Annotated in this window: 17 protein-coding genes; 11 read left to right on the forward strand and 6 right to left on the reverse strand. The window is 69.0% G+C overall.

All coding sequences use genetic code 11. The annotated features are described in order from the left end of the window. Nucleotides 1–14 precede the first annotated feature (14 nt). Entirely contained in the window at nt 15–371 is a 357-nt protein-coding gene (locus ACQGNW_RS05590; RefSeq protein ID WP_426662141.1) for a hypothetical protein, read from the forward strand. A 55-nt stretch (nt 372–426) separates the two neighbouring features. On the opposite strand, the gene ACQGNW_RS05595 is transcribed toward ACQGNW_RS05590, so the two are convergent. The 4 genes from ACQGNW_RS05595 to ACQGNW_RS05610 form a co-directional block, all read right to left on the reverse strand. Continuing rightward, nucleotides 427–1515, reverse strand: a complete 1089-nt coding sequence (locus tag ACQGNW_RS05595) for a fimbrial protein (protein WP_426662142.1) — start codon at nt 1513–1515, stop codon at nt 427–429. Then, nucleotides 1512–4175, reverse strand: a complete 2664-nt coding sequence (locus ACQGNW_RS05600) for a fimbria/pilus outer membrane usher protein (protein ID WP_426662143.1) — start codon at nt 4173–4175, stop codon at nt 1512–1514. The genes ACQGNW_RS05595 and ACQGNW_RS05600 overlap by 4 nt, the downstream gene beginning before the upstream one ends. 83 nt (nt 4176–4258) lie before the next feature. After that, a complete protein-coding gene (locus ACQGNW_RS05605; RefSeq protein ID WP_426662144.1) occupies nt 4259–5005 on the reverse strand; it encodes a fimbrial biogenesis chaperone in 747 nt (248 codons plus the stop codon). A gap of 94 nt (nt 5006–5099) precedes the next feature. Beyond that, nucleotides 5100–5636 (reverse strand): fimbrial protein, encoded by a 537-nt coding sequence (locus tag ACQGNW_RS05610; protein ID WP_426662145.1) that lies wholly within the window; start codon nt 5634–5636, stop codon nt 5100–5102. A gap of 727 nt (nt 5637–6363) precedes the next feature. On the opposite strand from ACQGNW_RS05610, the gene ACQGNW_RS05615 reads away from it, so the two are divergent. From ACQGNW_RS05615 to ACQGNW_RS05640, 6 genes are read left to right on the forward strand one after another with little or no spacing between them, the layout of a single operon-like run. Then, on the forward strand, nt 6364–7257 hold the full coding sequence (locus ACQGNW_RS05615) for an alpha/beta fold hydrolase (RefSeq protein ID WP_426662146.1): 894 nt from the start codon (nt 6364–6366) through the stop codon (nt 7255–7257). Nucleotides 7258–7276: 19 nt separating this feature from the next. Then, complete coding sequence (locus ACQGNW_RS05620; protein WP_426662147.1) at nt 7277–7879, forward strand: hypothetical protein; 603 nt, start codon at nt 7277–7279, stop codon at nt 7877–7879. Continuing rightward, a complete protein-coding gene (locus tag ACQGNW_RS05625; protein ID WP_426662148.1) occupies nt 7876–8076 on the forward strand; it encodes a helix-turn-helix transcriptional regulator in 201 nt (66 codons plus the stop codon). The genes ACQGNW_RS05620 and ACQGNW_RS05625 overlap by 4 nt, the downstream gene beginning before the upstream one ends. Beyond that, nucleotides 8073–9647 carry an alpha/beta hydrolase gene (locus ACQGNW_RS05630; protein ID WP_426662149.1) on the forward strand — a complete coding sequence of 525 codons (1575 nt, stop codon included), beginning with the start codon at nt 8073–8075 and terminating at the stop codon, nt 9645–9647. The genes ACQGNW_RS05625 and ACQGNW_RS05630 overlap by 4 nt, the downstream gene beginning before the upstream one ends. Then, complete coding sequence (locus ACQGNW_RS05635) at nt 9644–10378, forward strand: ABC transporter ATP-binding protein (RefSeq protein ID WP_426662150.1); 735 nt, start codon at nt 9644–9646, stop codon at nt 10376–10378. Before ACQGNW_RS05630 ends, ACQGNW_RS05635 begins: the two co-directional genes overlap by 4 nt. Then, on the forward strand, nt 10375–11580 hold the full coding sequence (locus ACQGNW_RS05640; RefSeq protein ID WP_426662151.1) for an ABC transporter permease: 1206 nt from the start codon (nt 10375–10377) through the stop codon (nt 11578–11580). The genes ACQGNW_RS05635 and ACQGNW_RS05640 overlap by 4 nt, the downstream gene beginning before the upstream one ends. A gap of 30 nt (nt 11581–11610) precedes the next feature. On the opposite strand, the gene ACQGNW_RS05645 is transcribed toward ACQGNW_RS05640, so the two are convergent. Both ACQGNW_RS05645 and hemH read right to left on the reverse strand, forming a co-directional pair. Then, nucleotides 11611–12462 carry an alpha/beta fold hydrolase gene (locus tag ACQGNW_RS05645; protein ID WP_426662152.1) on the reverse strand — a complete coding sequence of 284 codons (852 nt, stop codon included), beginning with the start codon at nt 12460–12462 and terminating at the stop codon, nt 11611–11613. Then, a complete protein-coding gene (hemH, locus tag ACQGNW_RS05650; RefSeq protein WP_426662153.1) occupies nt 12459–13493 on the reverse strand; it encodes a ferrochelatase in 1035 nt (344 codons plus the stop codon). Before hemH ends, ACQGNW_RS05645 begins: the two co-directional genes overlap by 4 nt. An 80-nt stretch (nt 13494–13573) precedes the next feature. Between hemH and ACQGNW_RS05655 the strand changes: the two genes are divergently transcribed. From ACQGNW_RS05655 to tatC, 4 genes are all read left to right on the forward strand, one after another. Next, the gene (locus tag ACQGNW_RS05655; protein ID WP_426662154.1) at nt 13574–14263 is read left to right on the forward strand and encodes a lipid-binding SYLF domain-containing protein; all 690 of its coding nucleotides are present in this window, start codon (nt 13574–13576) and stop codon (nt 14261–14263) included. 69 nt (nt 14264–14332) lie between these two features. Further along, nucleotides 14333–14593: a Sec-independent protein translocase subunit TatA gene (gene tatA / locus ACQGNW_RS05660; protein WP_426662155.1), complete on the forward strand. Its 261-nt coding sequence runs from the start codon at nt 14333–14335 to the stop codon at nt 14591–14593. Nucleotides 14594–14614: 21 nt separating this feature from the next. Next, complete coding sequence (gene tatB, locus ACQGNW_RS05665) at nt 14615–15022, forward strand: Sec-independent protein translocase protein TatB (protein WP_426662156.1); 408 nt, start codon at nt 14615–14617, stop codon at nt 15020–15022. Next, complete coding sequence (gene tatC / locus ACQGNW_RS05670; RefSeq protein WP_426662157.1) at nt 15009–15779, forward strand: twin-arginine translocase subunit TatC; 771 nt, start codon at nt 15009–15011, stop codon at nt 15777–15779. The genes tatB and tatC overlap by 14 nt, the downstream gene beginning before the upstream one ends. The last annotated feature ends 42 nt before the right edge of the window (nt 15780–15821 follow it).

Raw genomic sequence — 15821 nt, forward strand, 5'->3', positions numbered from 1 at the left:
GGGCGAGGTGGATCATGAACGGTCGATATCGCTGGGTGGTCGGTTCGCTCGTCGCGCTGGCGATGTCAAACGCGTGGGCGGGCGGCGGGCGGGTCAGCTTCACCGGTGCGGTGCTGGAGCCTACCTGCGCCGCGGATGCGATGCAGATCGATGCGGCCAGTCCGCTGTCGCCCGGGGCCATGCAGGCGCCCCGCCATCTGGCTTGCGGCCAGACCGCGGCCGATGCCGGGCGGACCTATTCGCGTACCGTGCAGCCCATCGACGCGAGGAGCCTCGCCCACGACCGCCTGCTCAGCTATCTTGCCAGCCACGCTCCAACCGGGCCCGACGGCAAGCTGGCAGTGAGCGTGATCGTGCGCACCTACGACTGACGGACGGCAGGCGCGGGCGACCGACCGGCGGTTCGAGGCGTGGCCAACGCTGCGATTACTTGTAGGTCAGCGTGTAGGTGGCCGTGGCGGTGACATTGCCGGCTGATGCAGGCATGCCTGTCTGGTAGTAGCGCGCGTAGAACGGCAGATTCATGACGCCGTTCGACGTCGCGCCTTCGGAGATTGCCTGGCCGAAGCGAACGGGCGTGGCGCCATCCTGCTTGAGAATCTGCACGCCCACGTTCTGCGCATGACCCGTGCCCGTGGAGCCTCGGATCACCCCGAGGTTCTTCGAGCCGTAATAGTTGCTCGTGTTCAGGGTAATGCTGAGGTTGGAGCCGGCGACGCAGTTCAATTGCACGTTGAACGGCGTCTGGCCCGCGGTGGCGCCTGTACCAGTGAGGGTCGAGGTGGTGGTTGCGGGTAGCGTCACCACCGTGGGGTCCACCGCCGCCGTGCAGGTGGGGATGACGAACTGGATGTTGGTTATGTTGAAAACCTCGACGGGCCTGGAGCCGCTGGTCATGTCGACATTCCATTGCGCCAGCGTCCCGGCGGGAATGGTCATCTGCTGCGTGGTGCCTTGCTGGCCCTGGGGGATGGGGCCGGTCACCACCAGCTGCAACGCGGAGGCCACGCTGAAGTCGACGAATCCGGTTGGCACGGATGGGTTGTTCGGGTAGGCCGACAGGAGTTTGGACGCATCCGGATGCAGGATCCGGTAGGACAGCCACGAAAGATTGGTGGGGAACAGGGTTTGGTCGCCGCCCGTGGGCGGGCCGTAGCTGTTGACGACGCCGTTGTTGGTGGTGCCCGTGCAGTAGAGCGTGGGGTAATTTGCAGGAATGGCTTGCGACGACGTCCACAGCACGGTGCCTATGGCGGTACCGGTGCTCGACAAGATGATTTGGCCGCCCGGCGGCGTGAACGTGACAGCGCCGGGGTTATAGGTATCGGAGCAATTGGCATGGGCGCGGCCAGACAAGGCCAGCGCAATCAACGCCAGCAGCAGCATGGCGAATCGCGTGCGTTCGGCGCGGTGCTGGCCGCGCGCGCGAACGGCAATGTGTGATGCGTGCCCTGCTGCGCCGCTGCAGGGTGTGCGGCGCGGCGGCGGCGCGCTGATGGTCGCACTACCGATCATGTTCCACCTTCCTTCGGTGACCGCGGCGCATCCTCTGCCATGCACGTCACCTGGATTTGCCGATAGGCCTGCGCATGTCTGCCGGACTGGGGCAGCTTATATGCGAACGCGCAGGCGTGCGCCGCGCCTTGCTCGTCGTCCCACTGGACACTGAGCTTGCCGGCGGCGGCGACGCCGCGCAGCAGCGCCATGCCGCCTTGGCCGACCACGCCGAGCGGCTGGTTGCTGGCATCGAACACCTGCGCGCCGAAAGGAGCCGGCGCACCGTTCGCTGTGCGGACACGTGCGATCAGCGCGCGACCGGACTTGCTCTTGAAGTTCACCATCACCACCGCGCCGGCGTAAGGCGCCACGTCGGCGCTGGTGGCATCCAGTTGCACGCCCAGCGGCAGGCCCTGCGGATCGATCTGGACCGTGTCGCGTTGGTAGGGCGTGAGGTACGGCACCAGCGCGTAGCCGGCACGATCCACACTGAGGCCGGGCGCATTGAGGATATGCGCGCCTGCGGCGCCGGGTGCATGCACGATGGCGACGGTGTCGCCGGTCGGCTGGCCGAAGGTAACGCCACCCTGGTGGGCGACTACCGCACCGCTGGCGCCGACGGATGCCTGCGAGTATCCGTCACCATTGCCCACGCTGGCGTTGAAGGTGGCGTAGGGGCTGTTGTAGCCGGCGTTCACGCCGTAGGCGTTGCCGGTGCCGTTGCCGCCATGCGAGGCGGTGGCGCCGTAGGTGAACTGGTTCCACTGGCCCAGCGTGCCGTTGAGAGTGGCCTGTTCCTGGTTGCCGCTGCTGGTGTCGTGGTTGAGGTTGAACGTGATGCTGGGAGCATGCGGGGTGTCGCCCAGCGGCAGGCTGGCGTTGAAGGACACCTGGTTGTCGTAGCCGCCCATCGCCATGCGCCCGCGGCTGACCGAGAAGCCGTAAGCCAGGCGCCTGAAGTGGTTGTTGTAGCCCACCTGGAACTGGGAGTCGGTGCCGCTGTGGTTCCAGTAGTCGTTGATCGAGGCATTGGCGTAAAGCGAGCCGCCGCTGCGCCCCAGCTGCTGGTTGAGCGTCAGGGTGAAGCGGTTGCGCTGTTGCAGCAGGCCGCGCGCGACATAGATGCCGTTGCCGTTGTAGGTCGTCCCGCTCAGCGCCGCGAGCTGGGCCCGCGTGAGCAGGCTCTGCACGGGCAGGCCGTCGATCGTCTGCACGCTGGATGGCTGGTATTGCAGCGCGTTCATGCCGCGCTTGGCGTAGTCGCGCGCGGTTTCGGCGTCGCCCAGGCTCAGGAACCCGCTGGTGGAATAGCGGTCGGCAGCCACGCTCAGCGAGGTATCGGTTTCCGGGATGATCTTGCTGTAGCTGACGCGATAGCTCTGCCCGTTGTAGGTACCGTAGCCGGGGATGTTCGCATGGGCCTGGGTGACGTCCAGGGCCAGCGCGCCGAAGCGTGTGTTGAGCGCACCGCCGACCAGCACCGCGGCATAGCCTTCCGAACCCTGCATGCCGGCATAGCCGGTGATGCGATTGCCGAAGCCGTGCTGCACCGCGGCCTGGATCACGTTGGGGCGGCTCTGCAGGGTGACGTCGCGCAGCTGGCCGGCGGCGACGTCGAAGCGGGTGACGCCGGGACGCATCAGCTGCGCCACCGAGGCATAGGGCACGGTGAAGCTGTGCTGACGGCCGTCGGCCTCCGTCACGTTCACGACCAGGTCGCCGCCGTAGCCGGTGGGGTAGAGGTCGTCGATCACGAACGGGCCGGGTGCGACGGTGGTCTGGTAGATCTGCACGCCGTTCTGGGTCACCGTGACCTTGGCGTTGGTGTTGGCCACGCCATGCACCACCGGCGCGTAGCCGCGCAGCGACTGCGGCAGCATGCGGTCGTCGGTGGCCAGCTGCACGCCGCGCAGGCCGTAGCTGTCGAACACGGCACCATCGGTGAAGCTGTCGCCCAGGCTCAACATGGCGCCGAGGCCGGGCAGCGCGCGCTGCACGTAGGCGTCGATGTTGTGCCAGTGGCGCTGGCTCGGCTGGTGGCTCCCCGATTCCTGCGTGACGGTACTGTCCTGCCGGAACTGCCAGAGGCCGATGTTGAAGCCGGCACGCAGGCCGAGATAGGTGCTGGTCTGGCTTTGCCCGCCGCTGGTGGTGCGGTAGCTGTTGAAGTTGTAGTTGAGCAGGAATGCAGGCACACCCGCGTCCCACGAAGCTGGGTTCACCCAGCCGCGTGGTCGCTGGTTCATGTATGCCTGCGGGATGCTGACGTCCATGCGCAGGCTGGACATGTCGACGGACAGTTTCGCGCCGGGAATCAGGTCGCCGAGGCCCACGCAGGCAGGTGACGACAGCCTCGCGGCAGCCGCGGCATCGGCCTTGGCGGGCGCGATGCCCATGCGGTCTAGCAGCTGGGTGCTTATGCAGGGGACAGCGTTGGCGTCGGCGGACGGTGCGGCGAAGCGCACGTCCATGCGGCCTACCCAGTTGTTGTTGAGGTAGACGTCGAGGTTGTAGATGCCGGGCAGCACGGGGTTGCCGTGTTCGAAGCGCGAGACGTCGGCCGTGGCGCGCCCGGCGCCGGCAAGCATGCTGCGGTCGAAGTTGGCGAAGCCGCCTTCCGCACTGGCATCGGCTGGTGCATCTGCGGCGGCCGCCCATGCCGGACGCGGGCAGCCCATGGCGGCGCTCAGCGCCAGGCCACACGCCATAGCGAGCGCCGCGTGGCGCCCGGTTGGATGGCGAAGCGTGGCGCGCCGCCGCGTCATTGCGCCACGGTGCCCTTATGGGCGTCAGCCGCGCCGTAGTCGTCGATGGTGGTGAAACTGACCGGAGTGCCGGCAGCGGGCGCCTGGGTCTGGGCCTTGAGCGGGAGGCGCAGGTCGCCGAACGGGGCCACCATGCCGCTGGCGCCGTCGATCGTCTTGCCGCCGGTGCCAAGCGCAAGCTTGCTGATGGTGATGTAGTACGGCGTGGGGTTGTGCGCCTCCAGCGCCGCACCTGGCTCGCCGACGGCCTTGAAGACCAGCTTGTCAGGCGCTTTCATCGCGTCGCCCGACAGGCCGGCCGGACGATAGAACAGCTTCAGCCGCGAACGTATCGCGAACTGCAGGTAGTTCTGGCCCGCGTGCTGCGAACCGCTGGGCTTGGGTGGAACCTCCAGCACGTTCAGCCAGAACAGCGACTCGCGGTCGGCCGGCAGCGGCTGGGCGCCCTGGGCATAGATGATCCGCAGGCTCTGGTCCTTGTGCGGATCCATGCGGAACAGCGGCGGCGTGATCAGGAAGGGCGAGTTGGCGTTGTCCGGTGTCGAATTCAGGTCGCCCGTATCGATCCACGCCTCGACCAGCGCGGGGTGGTCGCTGTCGTTGGTCAGGCGCACGGTGATCTCGCCCTGCTGGGCCGGCAGCACCACGCGGGTGCCGCCGACGACGACGCTGGCATGTGCGGGGCCGATGCCGACGACGAGCGCGGCCAAGGCTGCGCCCAAGGTGCAGAGAAGGCTTTTCATGAAGGGTGTCCCTGTCGGGCCGGGCGTCGGGGTTGTGCGGAGGCGTGCCGCAGCCGGAATCGGGCGGCTGCGGCACGCGGTGTCGCCTGCGGTCTTACTGGTAGGTGAAGGTGATGCTGGCGCTGGTGCTGACCAGGCCGGCCGTCGCCGCTGCCGTGGCGTAGTACCGGGCGGCCATGCTGGTGCTGCCCGAGCCGCTGGTGAGCGAAACGGCGGGAGCATTGGCGTCGGTGCCGACGTCGACGACGCTGCCGCTGGTGCCGCCGGCCAGCAGCTGAACCTCGACGTTGCCGGCGCTGCCGGTGTTCGTGAGGTTGCCGTCCGCGGCGTTGTTCGAGCCGCTCGTGAAGCTCAGCTGCGCCGAGGTGGCATTCGCATCGCAGTTGCTGAGGTCGAGGGTGAAGGGGGTGGCGCCCGCGGTGGCGCCGGCGGAGGCCAGGCTCGAGGTCATGACCGGGGTCATGGTCACGGTGGTGCCGGCGCCGCCGTTGACGGCGACCGTGCAGGTGTCCTGCAGCACCTTGCCATTGATCTGGATGGTGCCGGTGTTGCCGGCCGCCCGGGCTGCCGGCACGAAAGCCACCGCGCCGAGGATGGCGACGAAAGCGGTGGAGAGTAGCGTCTTGGTCATGGTGTTTCCTTGGGTTTCCGGTGGTCTAGTCGGTTTGCAACAGCTTGTCGGTGTCTCCATGGCGGATGTTGCGGCGCCACTCTTCCAACAGGCGGTGAGGCAAGCTGTCGGTGTCTGCTGGAGCAAAGATCGGGCCAAAATGTGATCCGCTTCTCAATTCTAGAATGTCGCAGGAGGTTTGGCATGAAGGTCATGCAGCTGTCGCGCTGCGCACTTGAGCGACGGGCGAGAGGATCCACGCATGGACACAGCACCGTGCGTCGAGCGGTGTGCCGGTCATCCTGCACAAAAATACGATCATCTTCGCCTTTCATGAAGCCAATTTGCAGCTTCTTCGTCGATGACGGTGATAAAGAGCCGGTGTCGGGACAGCCGGCCCCGTCTCAGTCGGGGCGATCCCCGGGTGCGGATTGCGGCTTCGCGGGTCCATCTCGCGTGGCCGTCGCGGGCTTGTCTCGCGGAAGCAACGGTTGGGCCATCGTGGCCTACCGCGTCAAAAAGTGACCATGAATCACCCGGGGCGCGCTTGCTCAGGAACGGCACTGCTGTCTCTTGCCGTCGCCGGTCCTGCCGGATATGTAAAGCACGCTTGACACCCGGGGCAGGGTATCGCTAGGCTGCGAATGTAAAGCACACTTTACATTCGGCAGGAGGGGTTGCGATGCGCGGGGTCCACGGTGCGGTCGGTGCGGTATTTCGTGTTCTGTTGGCATTCACGGCGTTCGCCATGGGCGGCACGCCCGTGGCGTCGGCGGCGGACGTCGGTGCGGCGAGCGGCCAGGTCGGCACGCTGAGGTTCGAGCGGCACGGCGACCATGGCCGCCCGGTGATCCTGATCCCCGGCCTGGAATGCGGTCCGTGGGTGTGGGAGCAGACGATTGCCGATCTCCAAAAGGATCACGTGGTGTACGCGGTGACGCTGGCCGGTTTCGACGGCGTGCCGCCGCCGGCGCACGACGCCGGGGCCGGGACGCTGCTGGATCGCGCGGACGCTTCGCTGTTGCAGCTGATCGAGCGGGAGCACATCGACAGGCCGGTGCTGGTGGGGCACAGCATCGGCGGCACGTTGTCGCTGCGTTTTGCCGGCGAGCACGCGAAGCTGCTGTCGGGCGTCGTGGCGGTGGACGGCTTGCCGGTCTTTCCCGGCATGGACCGGGCGAGGGCCGCGCAGCGGCAGGCGATCGCGGAGCGGATGAAGGCCAGGCTTGCCGCGATGACGCCGGCGCAGTTCCAGGCCGCGGCGTTGTCGTACATGCAGCACGTCGGGGTGATCGATCCGTCGCTCGCCATGCGCGAGGCACCGCTGGTGGCGCGCAGCGATGCCAAGGCCACGGCCGATTACATGGCTGCGGACATGGCCGCCGACTACCGCCCGGTCCTGAAGCAGGCAGACGTGCCGATCCTGGAGATCTCGCCGTACAACGCGCCGGATTTTGCGGCCGCCGCCATGGGCAAGCAGCCGGCGACGAGCGAGATGCAGAAGACGGCCTACTACCAGAGCCTTTTGGCGAATGCGCCGGAGGCGAAGGTGGTGTCGATCTCGCCGTCGCGGCATTTCGCGATGCTCGACCAGCCGGCGAAGTTCCGCCGGACCCTGGCCGGGTTCCTGGATTCGCTGTGAGGGTGGTGCCATGTCGCGCATGAACAACAAGCGGTACCAGCAACAGCTGATGCTGACCATGATCGTCTACATGGTCGTGCTGTTTGCGGCGGATCCCCTGCTGCATGCTGCCGGCAACCTGCCGCTGAAGGCGATGCTCGCGCTGGTACCGGTGCTGCCGGTGCTCTACGCCATCGTGCTGATGTGGTGGCGTATCCGCGACAGCGACGAGCTGGAGCAGCGCACGAACCTGGTGGCGCTGGGCGTGGCGACGGCGCTGGTGTCCGCGCTCAGCCTGGTCGGCGGATTCCTGGCCGCAGGCGGCGTCGTCCGGCTGGGCGGCGAGGTGCTGATCTGGGTGTTCCCGACGCTGATGGCGGGTTACGGCATCGCGTACAGGTGGGTGTCGCGCCGCTATGGCATGGATTCCGCGTGCGTCGAGGAAGGCAGCGCATGGCTGCCGTGGTACTTCGCCGGGATCGGCGCGTTCATGCTGGCATTTGCCGCCTACCTGTGGCTGCGCTCCGCTCCCGGGGGGGCGGCGATGATGTTCGCCACGGCGATCTTCTTCATGGCGCTGGGCGCCGTGGTCTGGCGGCGACGTTCGCGCGCGCTGCGGCAAACCGACCGCGACGGCGCATGAACAACCACGTGCGAGAACTGCGCGGAGAACAGGGCTGGTCGCAGGCGGATCTCGCCGAGCGGCTGGAGGTGTCGCGGCAGACTGTCAACGCGATCGAGACAGGCAAGTACGACCCCAGCCTGCCGCTCGCCTTCAGGATCGCGAAGCTGTTTGGACGTCCGATCGAATCCATCTTCGAGCCAGGAAGCGAAACATGAGCATGAACCCGAGGAGACGCATGGGCGTCATCGTGGCCGTGGCGATCGCGATCTTCGCCGCCAACCACGCCACACGGCGGCAGCAGCCGCAGCATCGGCCAGCGGCATCGCCGCAGGAAAAGGCCTCCACGCAGCCGGCGGTGAAACCCGCCCCGCCGCGCACCTGGAAGCTCGGTACGCTCACGCTGAGCGCCTGCGAGCTGGGCCAGCCGAACAGCGGGCTGAGCACCGCGGCATGGTGCGGCTCGCTGGCGGTACCGGAGAACCGCGCCGACCCGCAGGGCCGGAAGATCCTGCTGAAGCTGGCGGTGCTGCGCTCCGGCGCGCAGGTCGCCAGCCCGGACATGCTGGCCTTCCTCGCCGGTGGCCCGGGGCAGGCGGCCTCCGACTACGCCGGACCCATCGCGACGATGCTGGAGCCGCTGCGCGCGCACCGCGACATCCTGCTGCTCGACCAGCGCGGTACCGGCGGCTCGAACGCGCTGGACTGCAAGACCGACGACAAGGTTGCCGCGGACAACGACAGCGGCTTCGATCCCGCCAAGCTGCGAGCCGAGGCGGCGGCCTGCCTGAAGCAGGTGGAGACGCATGCCGACCCCCGCTACTACACCACCACTGATGCGGTGCAGGACCTGGAAGACGTGCGCCGCGCGTTGGGCGTACCCGAGTTCGACCTGATTGGCGTCTCCTACGGCACGCGGGTGGCGCAGCAGTACGCCGGGCGCTATCCCGGCGCGGTGCGCAGCATGGTGCTGGACAGCACGGTGCCGAACAGCGTGGTGCTGGGCGAGGACTTCGCGCGCAACCTCGACGATGCGCTGAAGGCGCAGTTCGCGCGTTGCGACGCCGACGCTGCCTGCAGACGGCGCTTTGGCCATCCGTACCAGACGCTGGTGCAGTTGCGCGACGCCTTGCGCGCGAACCCGCACCCGGTGAGCTTTCGCGACCCGGAGACCTACCGGACCGTGCAGCGTGTGCTGAGCGAGGACTCGCTGGTCAGCGTGGTGCGCATGTTCGCCTACACCCCGCCCACCGCCGCGCTGCTGCCGCTGTCGATCGACGCGGCCGCGCACGGCGACGTGGGGCCGCTGCTGGGCCAGGCCAAACTGCTGACGGTGGACATGGCCGACCTCGCCGGCAGCGGCATGTCGTACTCGGTGATCTGCAGCGAGGACGCCGACCTGCTCGCCGCGCGCGCGCAGGACGCGGACACCCTGCTCGGCAACCACATGGTCGACGCCTACAAGGCGATCTGCTCGGTGTGGCCGAAGGGTGCGCGGCCGGCGGACTTCCACCAGCCGCTGAAGATCGCCAAGCCGGTGCTGCTGTTGGCCGGCCAGTACGACCCGGTGACGCCGCCACGCTACGCCGAGGAGGTGGCGAAGCACCTGCCGAACGCGCGCGTGCTGCTGTTCAAGGGCCAGGGCCACAGCGTGCTGTCCGCCGGCTGCGGACCGCGGCTGGTGCAGCGTTTCGTCGAGCACCCCGACCCGAAGGCGCTGGACTCGAGTTGCCTGGACCGCCTGCGGCCCGTGCCTTTCTTCGTCGACTTCAATGGAGCCACGCCATGATCGAGGTGAGGGACCTGCACAAGGCGTTCGGCACGGTGAAGGCCGTTGACGGTGTCGGCTTCGCCGCCCGCGACGGCGAGATCACCGGTCTGCTCGGCCCCAACGGAGCCGGCAAGACCACCACGCTGCGCATGCTCTATACGCTGATGAAGCCGGACCGCGGCCAGGTACTGGTGGATGGCGTGGACGCCGCCGCCGATCCGCTCAGCGTGCGTCGCGCGCTGGGCGTGCTGCCCGATGCGCGCGGCCTGTACAAGCGGCTTACCGCGCGCGAGAACATCGAGTACTTCGCGCGCCTGCAGGGCATCGACGAGGCCGCGCTGCGTGTGCGTCGCGAGGTGCTGGTCGACGCGCTGGAGATGCGCGACATCCTCGATCGCCGCACCGAAGGCTTCTCGCAGGGCCAGCGCGTGAAGACCGCGATCGCCCGCGCGCTGATCCACGATCCGCGCAACGTGATCCTGGACGAGCCCACCAACGGCCTCGACGTGATGGCCACGCGGGGCCTGCGCCGCTTCATGCAGCAGCTGAAGGCGGAAGGCCGCTGCGTGCTGTTCTCCAGCCACATCATGCAGGAGGTGGCGGCGCTGTGCGATCGCATCGTGGTGATCGCGCACGGCCGCGTGGTGGCGGACGAGACGCCCGACGCGCTGCGTGCGCAGACCGGGGAAACCAATCTGGAGGATGCCTTCGTGAAGATCATCGGCAGCGAGGAGGGCCTCGCCGCATGAACGCTGTCGCCTCGAAAGCGCGCCGCGCCGGCGCCGCGTTGACCGTGTTCCTGAAGGAGGTGCGCGAGAACCTGCGCGACCGCCGCACCCTGACGAGCGCCTTCCTCACCGGCCCGCTGCTGGGCCCGTTGCTGTTCGTGATGCTGGTCAACGTGCAGGTGAACCGCGAGCTGGACAAGGCCGACCAGCCGCTGCACGTGCCGGTGATCGGGGCGCAGTACGCGCCGCACCTGGTCGACGCGCTGAAGGAGGGCGGGATCGTGCCGGAGGCGCCGGTGGCCGACCCCGGCCTGGCCGTGCACAAGCAGGATGCCGACGTGGTGCTGCGCATCGGCGCCGACTACGGCAAGGCCTGGAGCAGGGGCGAGCCGGTGCAGGTGGAGATGTTCTACGACTCCTCGCGGCGGGACACCGGCAGCGCGGTGGAGCGGGTCGGCAGGCTGGTGGAAGCCTACGCCCGCCAGCAGGGAGCGATGCGGCTGGTGGCGCGCGGGCTGTCGCCGGGCACGGCCTGGCCGGTGCAGGTGGCGCGGCGCGACCAGGCCACGCCGCAGTCGCGCGCGGTGCTGATGTTCGCGATGCTGCCGTACTTCTTCGTGATCACGCTGTTCATGGGCGGCATGTACCTGGCGATCGACCTCACCGCCGGCGAGCGCGAGCGGCAGTCGCTGGAGCCGCTGTTCGCGAACCCCGTGGCGCGCTGGAAGATCCTCGTGGGCAAGCTCGCGGCGATCTGCGCGTTCTCGCTGGCCAGCCTTGCGATCACCCTGCTGGCGTTCGCGCTGGTGGGCCGCTTCATTCCCGCCGAGAAGCTGGGCATGGAGATCGACCTTGGCTGGCACTTCGCGGGCTGCGTGCTGCTGCTGATGTTGCCGCTGGTGCTGCTGCTGGCTGCGCTGCAGACCCTGGTGGCCGCCTTCGCCAAGAGCTACCGCGAGGCGCAGACCTACCTCTCGCTGCTGATGATGGTGCCGTTGATCCCCAGCGCCTTGCTGGCCTTCCTGCCGATCAAGGCGCAGGCCTGGATGTACGCGGTGCCGCTGCTCGGCCAGAATCTCGGCATCATGCAGCAGCTGCGCGGCGACGGCGTCAGCGGCGGGCAGCTCGTGCTGTGCCTTGCCGGCACGCTGGCGGCGGCGCTGGTCGCGGTGGGCGTCACCGCGCAGCTGTACCGCTCGGAGCGCCTGGCCATCTCGGGCTGAGCCCCGCTCCCTGCGGGCCGGCAAGGGAATTCACGCGGTGGTGTGGCGCAGCATCCATTGCGCCACCGCCTGCGGATGCTCCAGTTGCAGGTGATGGCCGCCGGCCAGGTGCTCGACCGCGATGCGCGGCACACAGGCCGCGCGTTCGCGCATCATCGCCGCGGGCAGGTACGGTGTGGCGGGTTGCGACAGCAGCAGGGCGGCGGGCGCCTCGATGCCGGCCAGCAGGGCGCGGATCTGCGTCTCGGCGAGCCGGATCGCGCTGGGACGCACGAGCCGCGGATCGCTGCGCCACTGCCAGCCGCCTTCGACCTCGCGCAGGCCGCGCTCCACGATGGGGCGTGCCAGGCGCGCGTCGAGGCCGCTGGCCATGGCGCGGGCGCGGGCCGCCTGGTCCGCGTCGCGGAACACGCGCAGCGTCTTGCCGTCCGCGGGCGGCGCGGCCAGCGCGTCGCGATAGCGTTGCAGCGTGTGCGTGCCGTCGTCGCCCAGCGGCCCCAGTCCCTCGATCAGCCACAGCCGCTCGATCCGTTCCGGCGCCGCGGCAGCCACCAGCGAGGCGATGCCGGCGCCCAGCGAGTGGCCGAGCAGGCGACCGCGCGGCAGTTCCAGCACGTCGAGCGCGGCCAGCACGGCGCGCACGTGGTCGAGGTAGTGGTAGTCGGCGCCTGCGGGCAGGTGTCCGCTATGGCCGTGGCCGGGCAGTTCCAGCGCGACCACGCGGTAGTGCGGTACCAGCAACGGCGCCAGCGCGGCGAAGCTGCCGGCGTTGTCCAGCCAGCCGTGCAGGGCGACCAGTGCCGGCGCGGCGGGATCGCCCCATTCCAGCGCGGCGAGCGCAAGGCGCGGCAGGGCGATGCGCCGCTCGCGCGGCGCATTCACGCCGGCCAGCCGCCGAGGTGGCGGCGTACCAGTGCGGCGAGGCTGCGCGCCTGTTCCTCGCTGTCGTTGAGCGCGGGGATGTAGCGCAAGTCCGTGCCGCCGGCGGCGCGGAAGAAGTCGCGGTTCTGCATCGCCACCTCCTCCAGCGTCTCCAGGCAATCCACTGCGAAGCCGGGGCAGGCCACGTCGAGCCGCCGCACGCCCTCGCCGGCCAGCCGGCGCACGGTGGCGTCGGTGTAGGGTTCCAGCCAGCGCTCGCGGCCCACGCGTGACTGGAAGCTCAGCACCAGTTGCGATTCGTCCAGCCCCAGCCGCTCGCGCAGCAGGCGCGCGGTGGTGAGGCACTGCCCGGCATAGGGGTCGCCGAGGCGCACGTAGCGTTCGGGGATGCCGTGGAAGGACAGCAGCAGCTTGTCGCCGCGGCCGTGCGCTGCCCACCAGCGTTCGATGCTTGCTGCCAACGCCTCGATGTGGCCGGGATCGTCGTGGTAGTCGTTGACGCAACGCAGCTCGGGCGGCCAGCGCAGCGCCTTCATCGCGTCGGCCACCGCGTCGATCACGGAGCCAGTGGAGGTGGCCGAGTACTGCGGGTACAGCGGCAGCACGAGCAGGCGGCGCGCGCCCCCGGCCTGCAGCGCCGCGATGGTCCGGCCCACCGCCGGTTCGCCGTAGCGCATCGCCAGCGCCACGCGCACGCTCCCACCCAGTTCGGCCTGCAGCGCGCGGGCCAGCGCCTCGCTGCCCCAGCGCAACGGGGAACCCTTCGCGTCCCAGATGCGTCGATAGGCATGCGCGGAGCGCCGCGGACGCAGCCGCAGGATCACACCATGCAGGATCGGCCACCACAGCCAGCGCGGATAGTCGATCACCCGGCGGTCGGACAGGAATTCGGCCAGGTAGGCGCGCACGGCCTTCGCCGTGGGCGCAGCGGGCGTGCCCAGGTTCACCAGCAGGACGGCTGTCTGAACGGGGGCCGCCGCGACAGGGATGGAATGGCCGGCGGGGCCGGTATAGTGACTGTGGTCAGGCATCGTGGCGCCGACGGCTGGATTGCCCAGAGTCTGCCACAAGCGCGACGTGCATCCCCGCAAACCCCGCTACGGAGCTGCCCATGTTCAAGACATCCCTGCATCGCCTGCTGCTGGTCGGCGCGGCCCTGCTGGTGCCGGCAATGGCCGCGCACGCCGAGGATCCGCCGCTGGTGCGCGCGCAGAACGCGGTGAACGTGCTCAACACGATCGAGCAGGCGCCGGACAAGTCCATTCCCAGCGACCTGCTGAAGGAGGCGCGCGCGATCGCGGTGATCCCCGACCTGCTCAAGGCCGGCTTCATCTTCGGCGGCCGCCGCGGCGAGGGACTGATCTCGGTGAAGCGGCCGGACGGCACCTGGTCCAACCCCAGCTTCATCACCCTTACCGGCGCCAGCGTGGGCTTCCAGGCCGGCGTGTCGTCCACCGACGTGGTGCTGGTATTCCGCACCCAGCGCGGGGTGGATTCCATCGTCAACGGCAAGTTCACCTTCGGCGCCGATGCCACCGCCGCGGCGGGCCCGGTGGGCCGCAGCGCCAGCGCCGACACTGACCAGAACATGCGGGCGGAGATCTACTCCTACTCGCGCGCGCGCGGCCTGTTCGCCGGCGTGGCGCTGAACGGCGGCGTGATGCGCATCGACTACGACGCCAATGCGGAGGTGTATGGCGCCGGCATCACCCCGCGGCGGATCTTCGAGGGTGGCGTGGGCAACGTGCCGCAGGCCGTGGTGAAGTTCCGCGACACGCTGGAAGAGTACACTTCCAGGTGACCGCCTTGTGCGAAGATCGGCAGTCCGCGGGCGGAGCCGTTTCCGCCCCGGGTCGCCTCGAGGAACATCATGGGTTTTGACAGCATCTGGCATTGGCTCCTGCTCCTGGTCATCGTGCTGCTGATCTTCGGCACCAGGAAGATCGGCAACATCGGCTCCGACCTCGGCAACGCCGTACGCGGCTTCAAGAAGGCCATGCACGGCGACGAGGACGAGAAATCGGGGGAATCGCAGCAGACGAAGGAGCAGCTGCGCGCCGACCCGCCGGCGGCCTCGTCGTCGGCGAACGCCGGCACGCAGGACCAGCGCGACTCGCACGAGTCGAAGTAAGCGCGGTCCGGAATTCGCGCGATGATCGAGATCAGCTTCGCCAAGCTGGTGCTGCTGGCACTCGTCGCGCTGATCGTGCTCGGTCCCGAGAAGCTGCCCGGCGCGGCGCGCACCGCGGGCGCGCTGCTGCGCCGCGTGCGCAGCGGCTGGGACAGCGTGCGCGCCGAGGTGGAGCGCGAACTGGAAGTGGAAGAAATCAAGCGCGCCGCCCGCGAGGCCGCCGCGCGGGCCGAGGCGGCACAGAACGAGTTCAGGGACGGCGTGCAGCAGGTGCGCCAGCCGGTCGACGAGGCGGTGTCGACGCTGAAGTCCGCGGGCGCGCCGGAACCCGCCTCGCCGGAAGTCGCGTCCGAGCCGCAACGGGAGCTGCCGCTGGGCGAGCCGTCGGTGGAGCCGGCCACCAAGGAGCCCGCGCATGGCGGCCACTGATCCCGACGACCTCGGCGACGACCTGCAGCAAGGCCTGTTCTCGCACCTGATCGAGCTGCGCTCGCGCCTGCTCAAGGCGATCGCCTGCGTGCTGCTCGTGCTGGTGGCGCTGGCGCCGTTTGCGAACAGGCTCTACTCGGAGCTCGCCGCGCCGCTGGTGGCGCGCCTGCCGCAGGGCGCGCACCTGATCGCCACCGAGGTGGCGAGCCCGTTCATCACGCCGCTGAAGCTGGCGTTCTACGCCGCGCTGTTCATCAGCATGCCGGTGATCCTGTACCAGCTGTGGGCCTTCGTGAGCCCGGGCCTGTACAAGCACGAGAAACGCCTCGCCCGACCGCTGCTGGTCGCCGCGCTGGTGCTGTTCTACTGCGGCTGCGCGTTCGCGTATTTCCTGGTGCTGCCGGCGGCGTTCCGCTTCCTCACTGCGGTGACGCCCGCTGGCGTGGAGATGATGACCGACATCACGCACTACCTCGATTTCGTGATGCTGATGTTCTTCGCCTTCGGCCTGTGCTTCGAGGTGCCGGTGGCGGTGGTGATCCTCGCCGCGGTGGGCATCGTGGACATCGCCAAGCTGCGCAATGCGCGGCGCTACGCCATCGTGGGCGCGTTCGCGGTGGCGGCGTTGATCACGCCGCCGGACATCACCTCGATGATCCTGCTCGCGATCCCGATGTGCCTGCTGTACGAGCTGGGCATCCTGGCGGTGCGCTGGCTGTTGCCGCAGCGGGCCGAAAAGGGTGGCGGGGCCGCGTAGGGACCGCCCGGGCGCGAACGTCCCGGGCACGATCGTGGCCCG

This window comes from Rhodanobacter aciditrophus (assembly GCF_050026795.1).
Lineage (GTDB): Bacteria > Pseudomonadota > Gammaproteobacteria > Xanthomonadales > Rhodanobacteraceae > Rhodanobacter_A.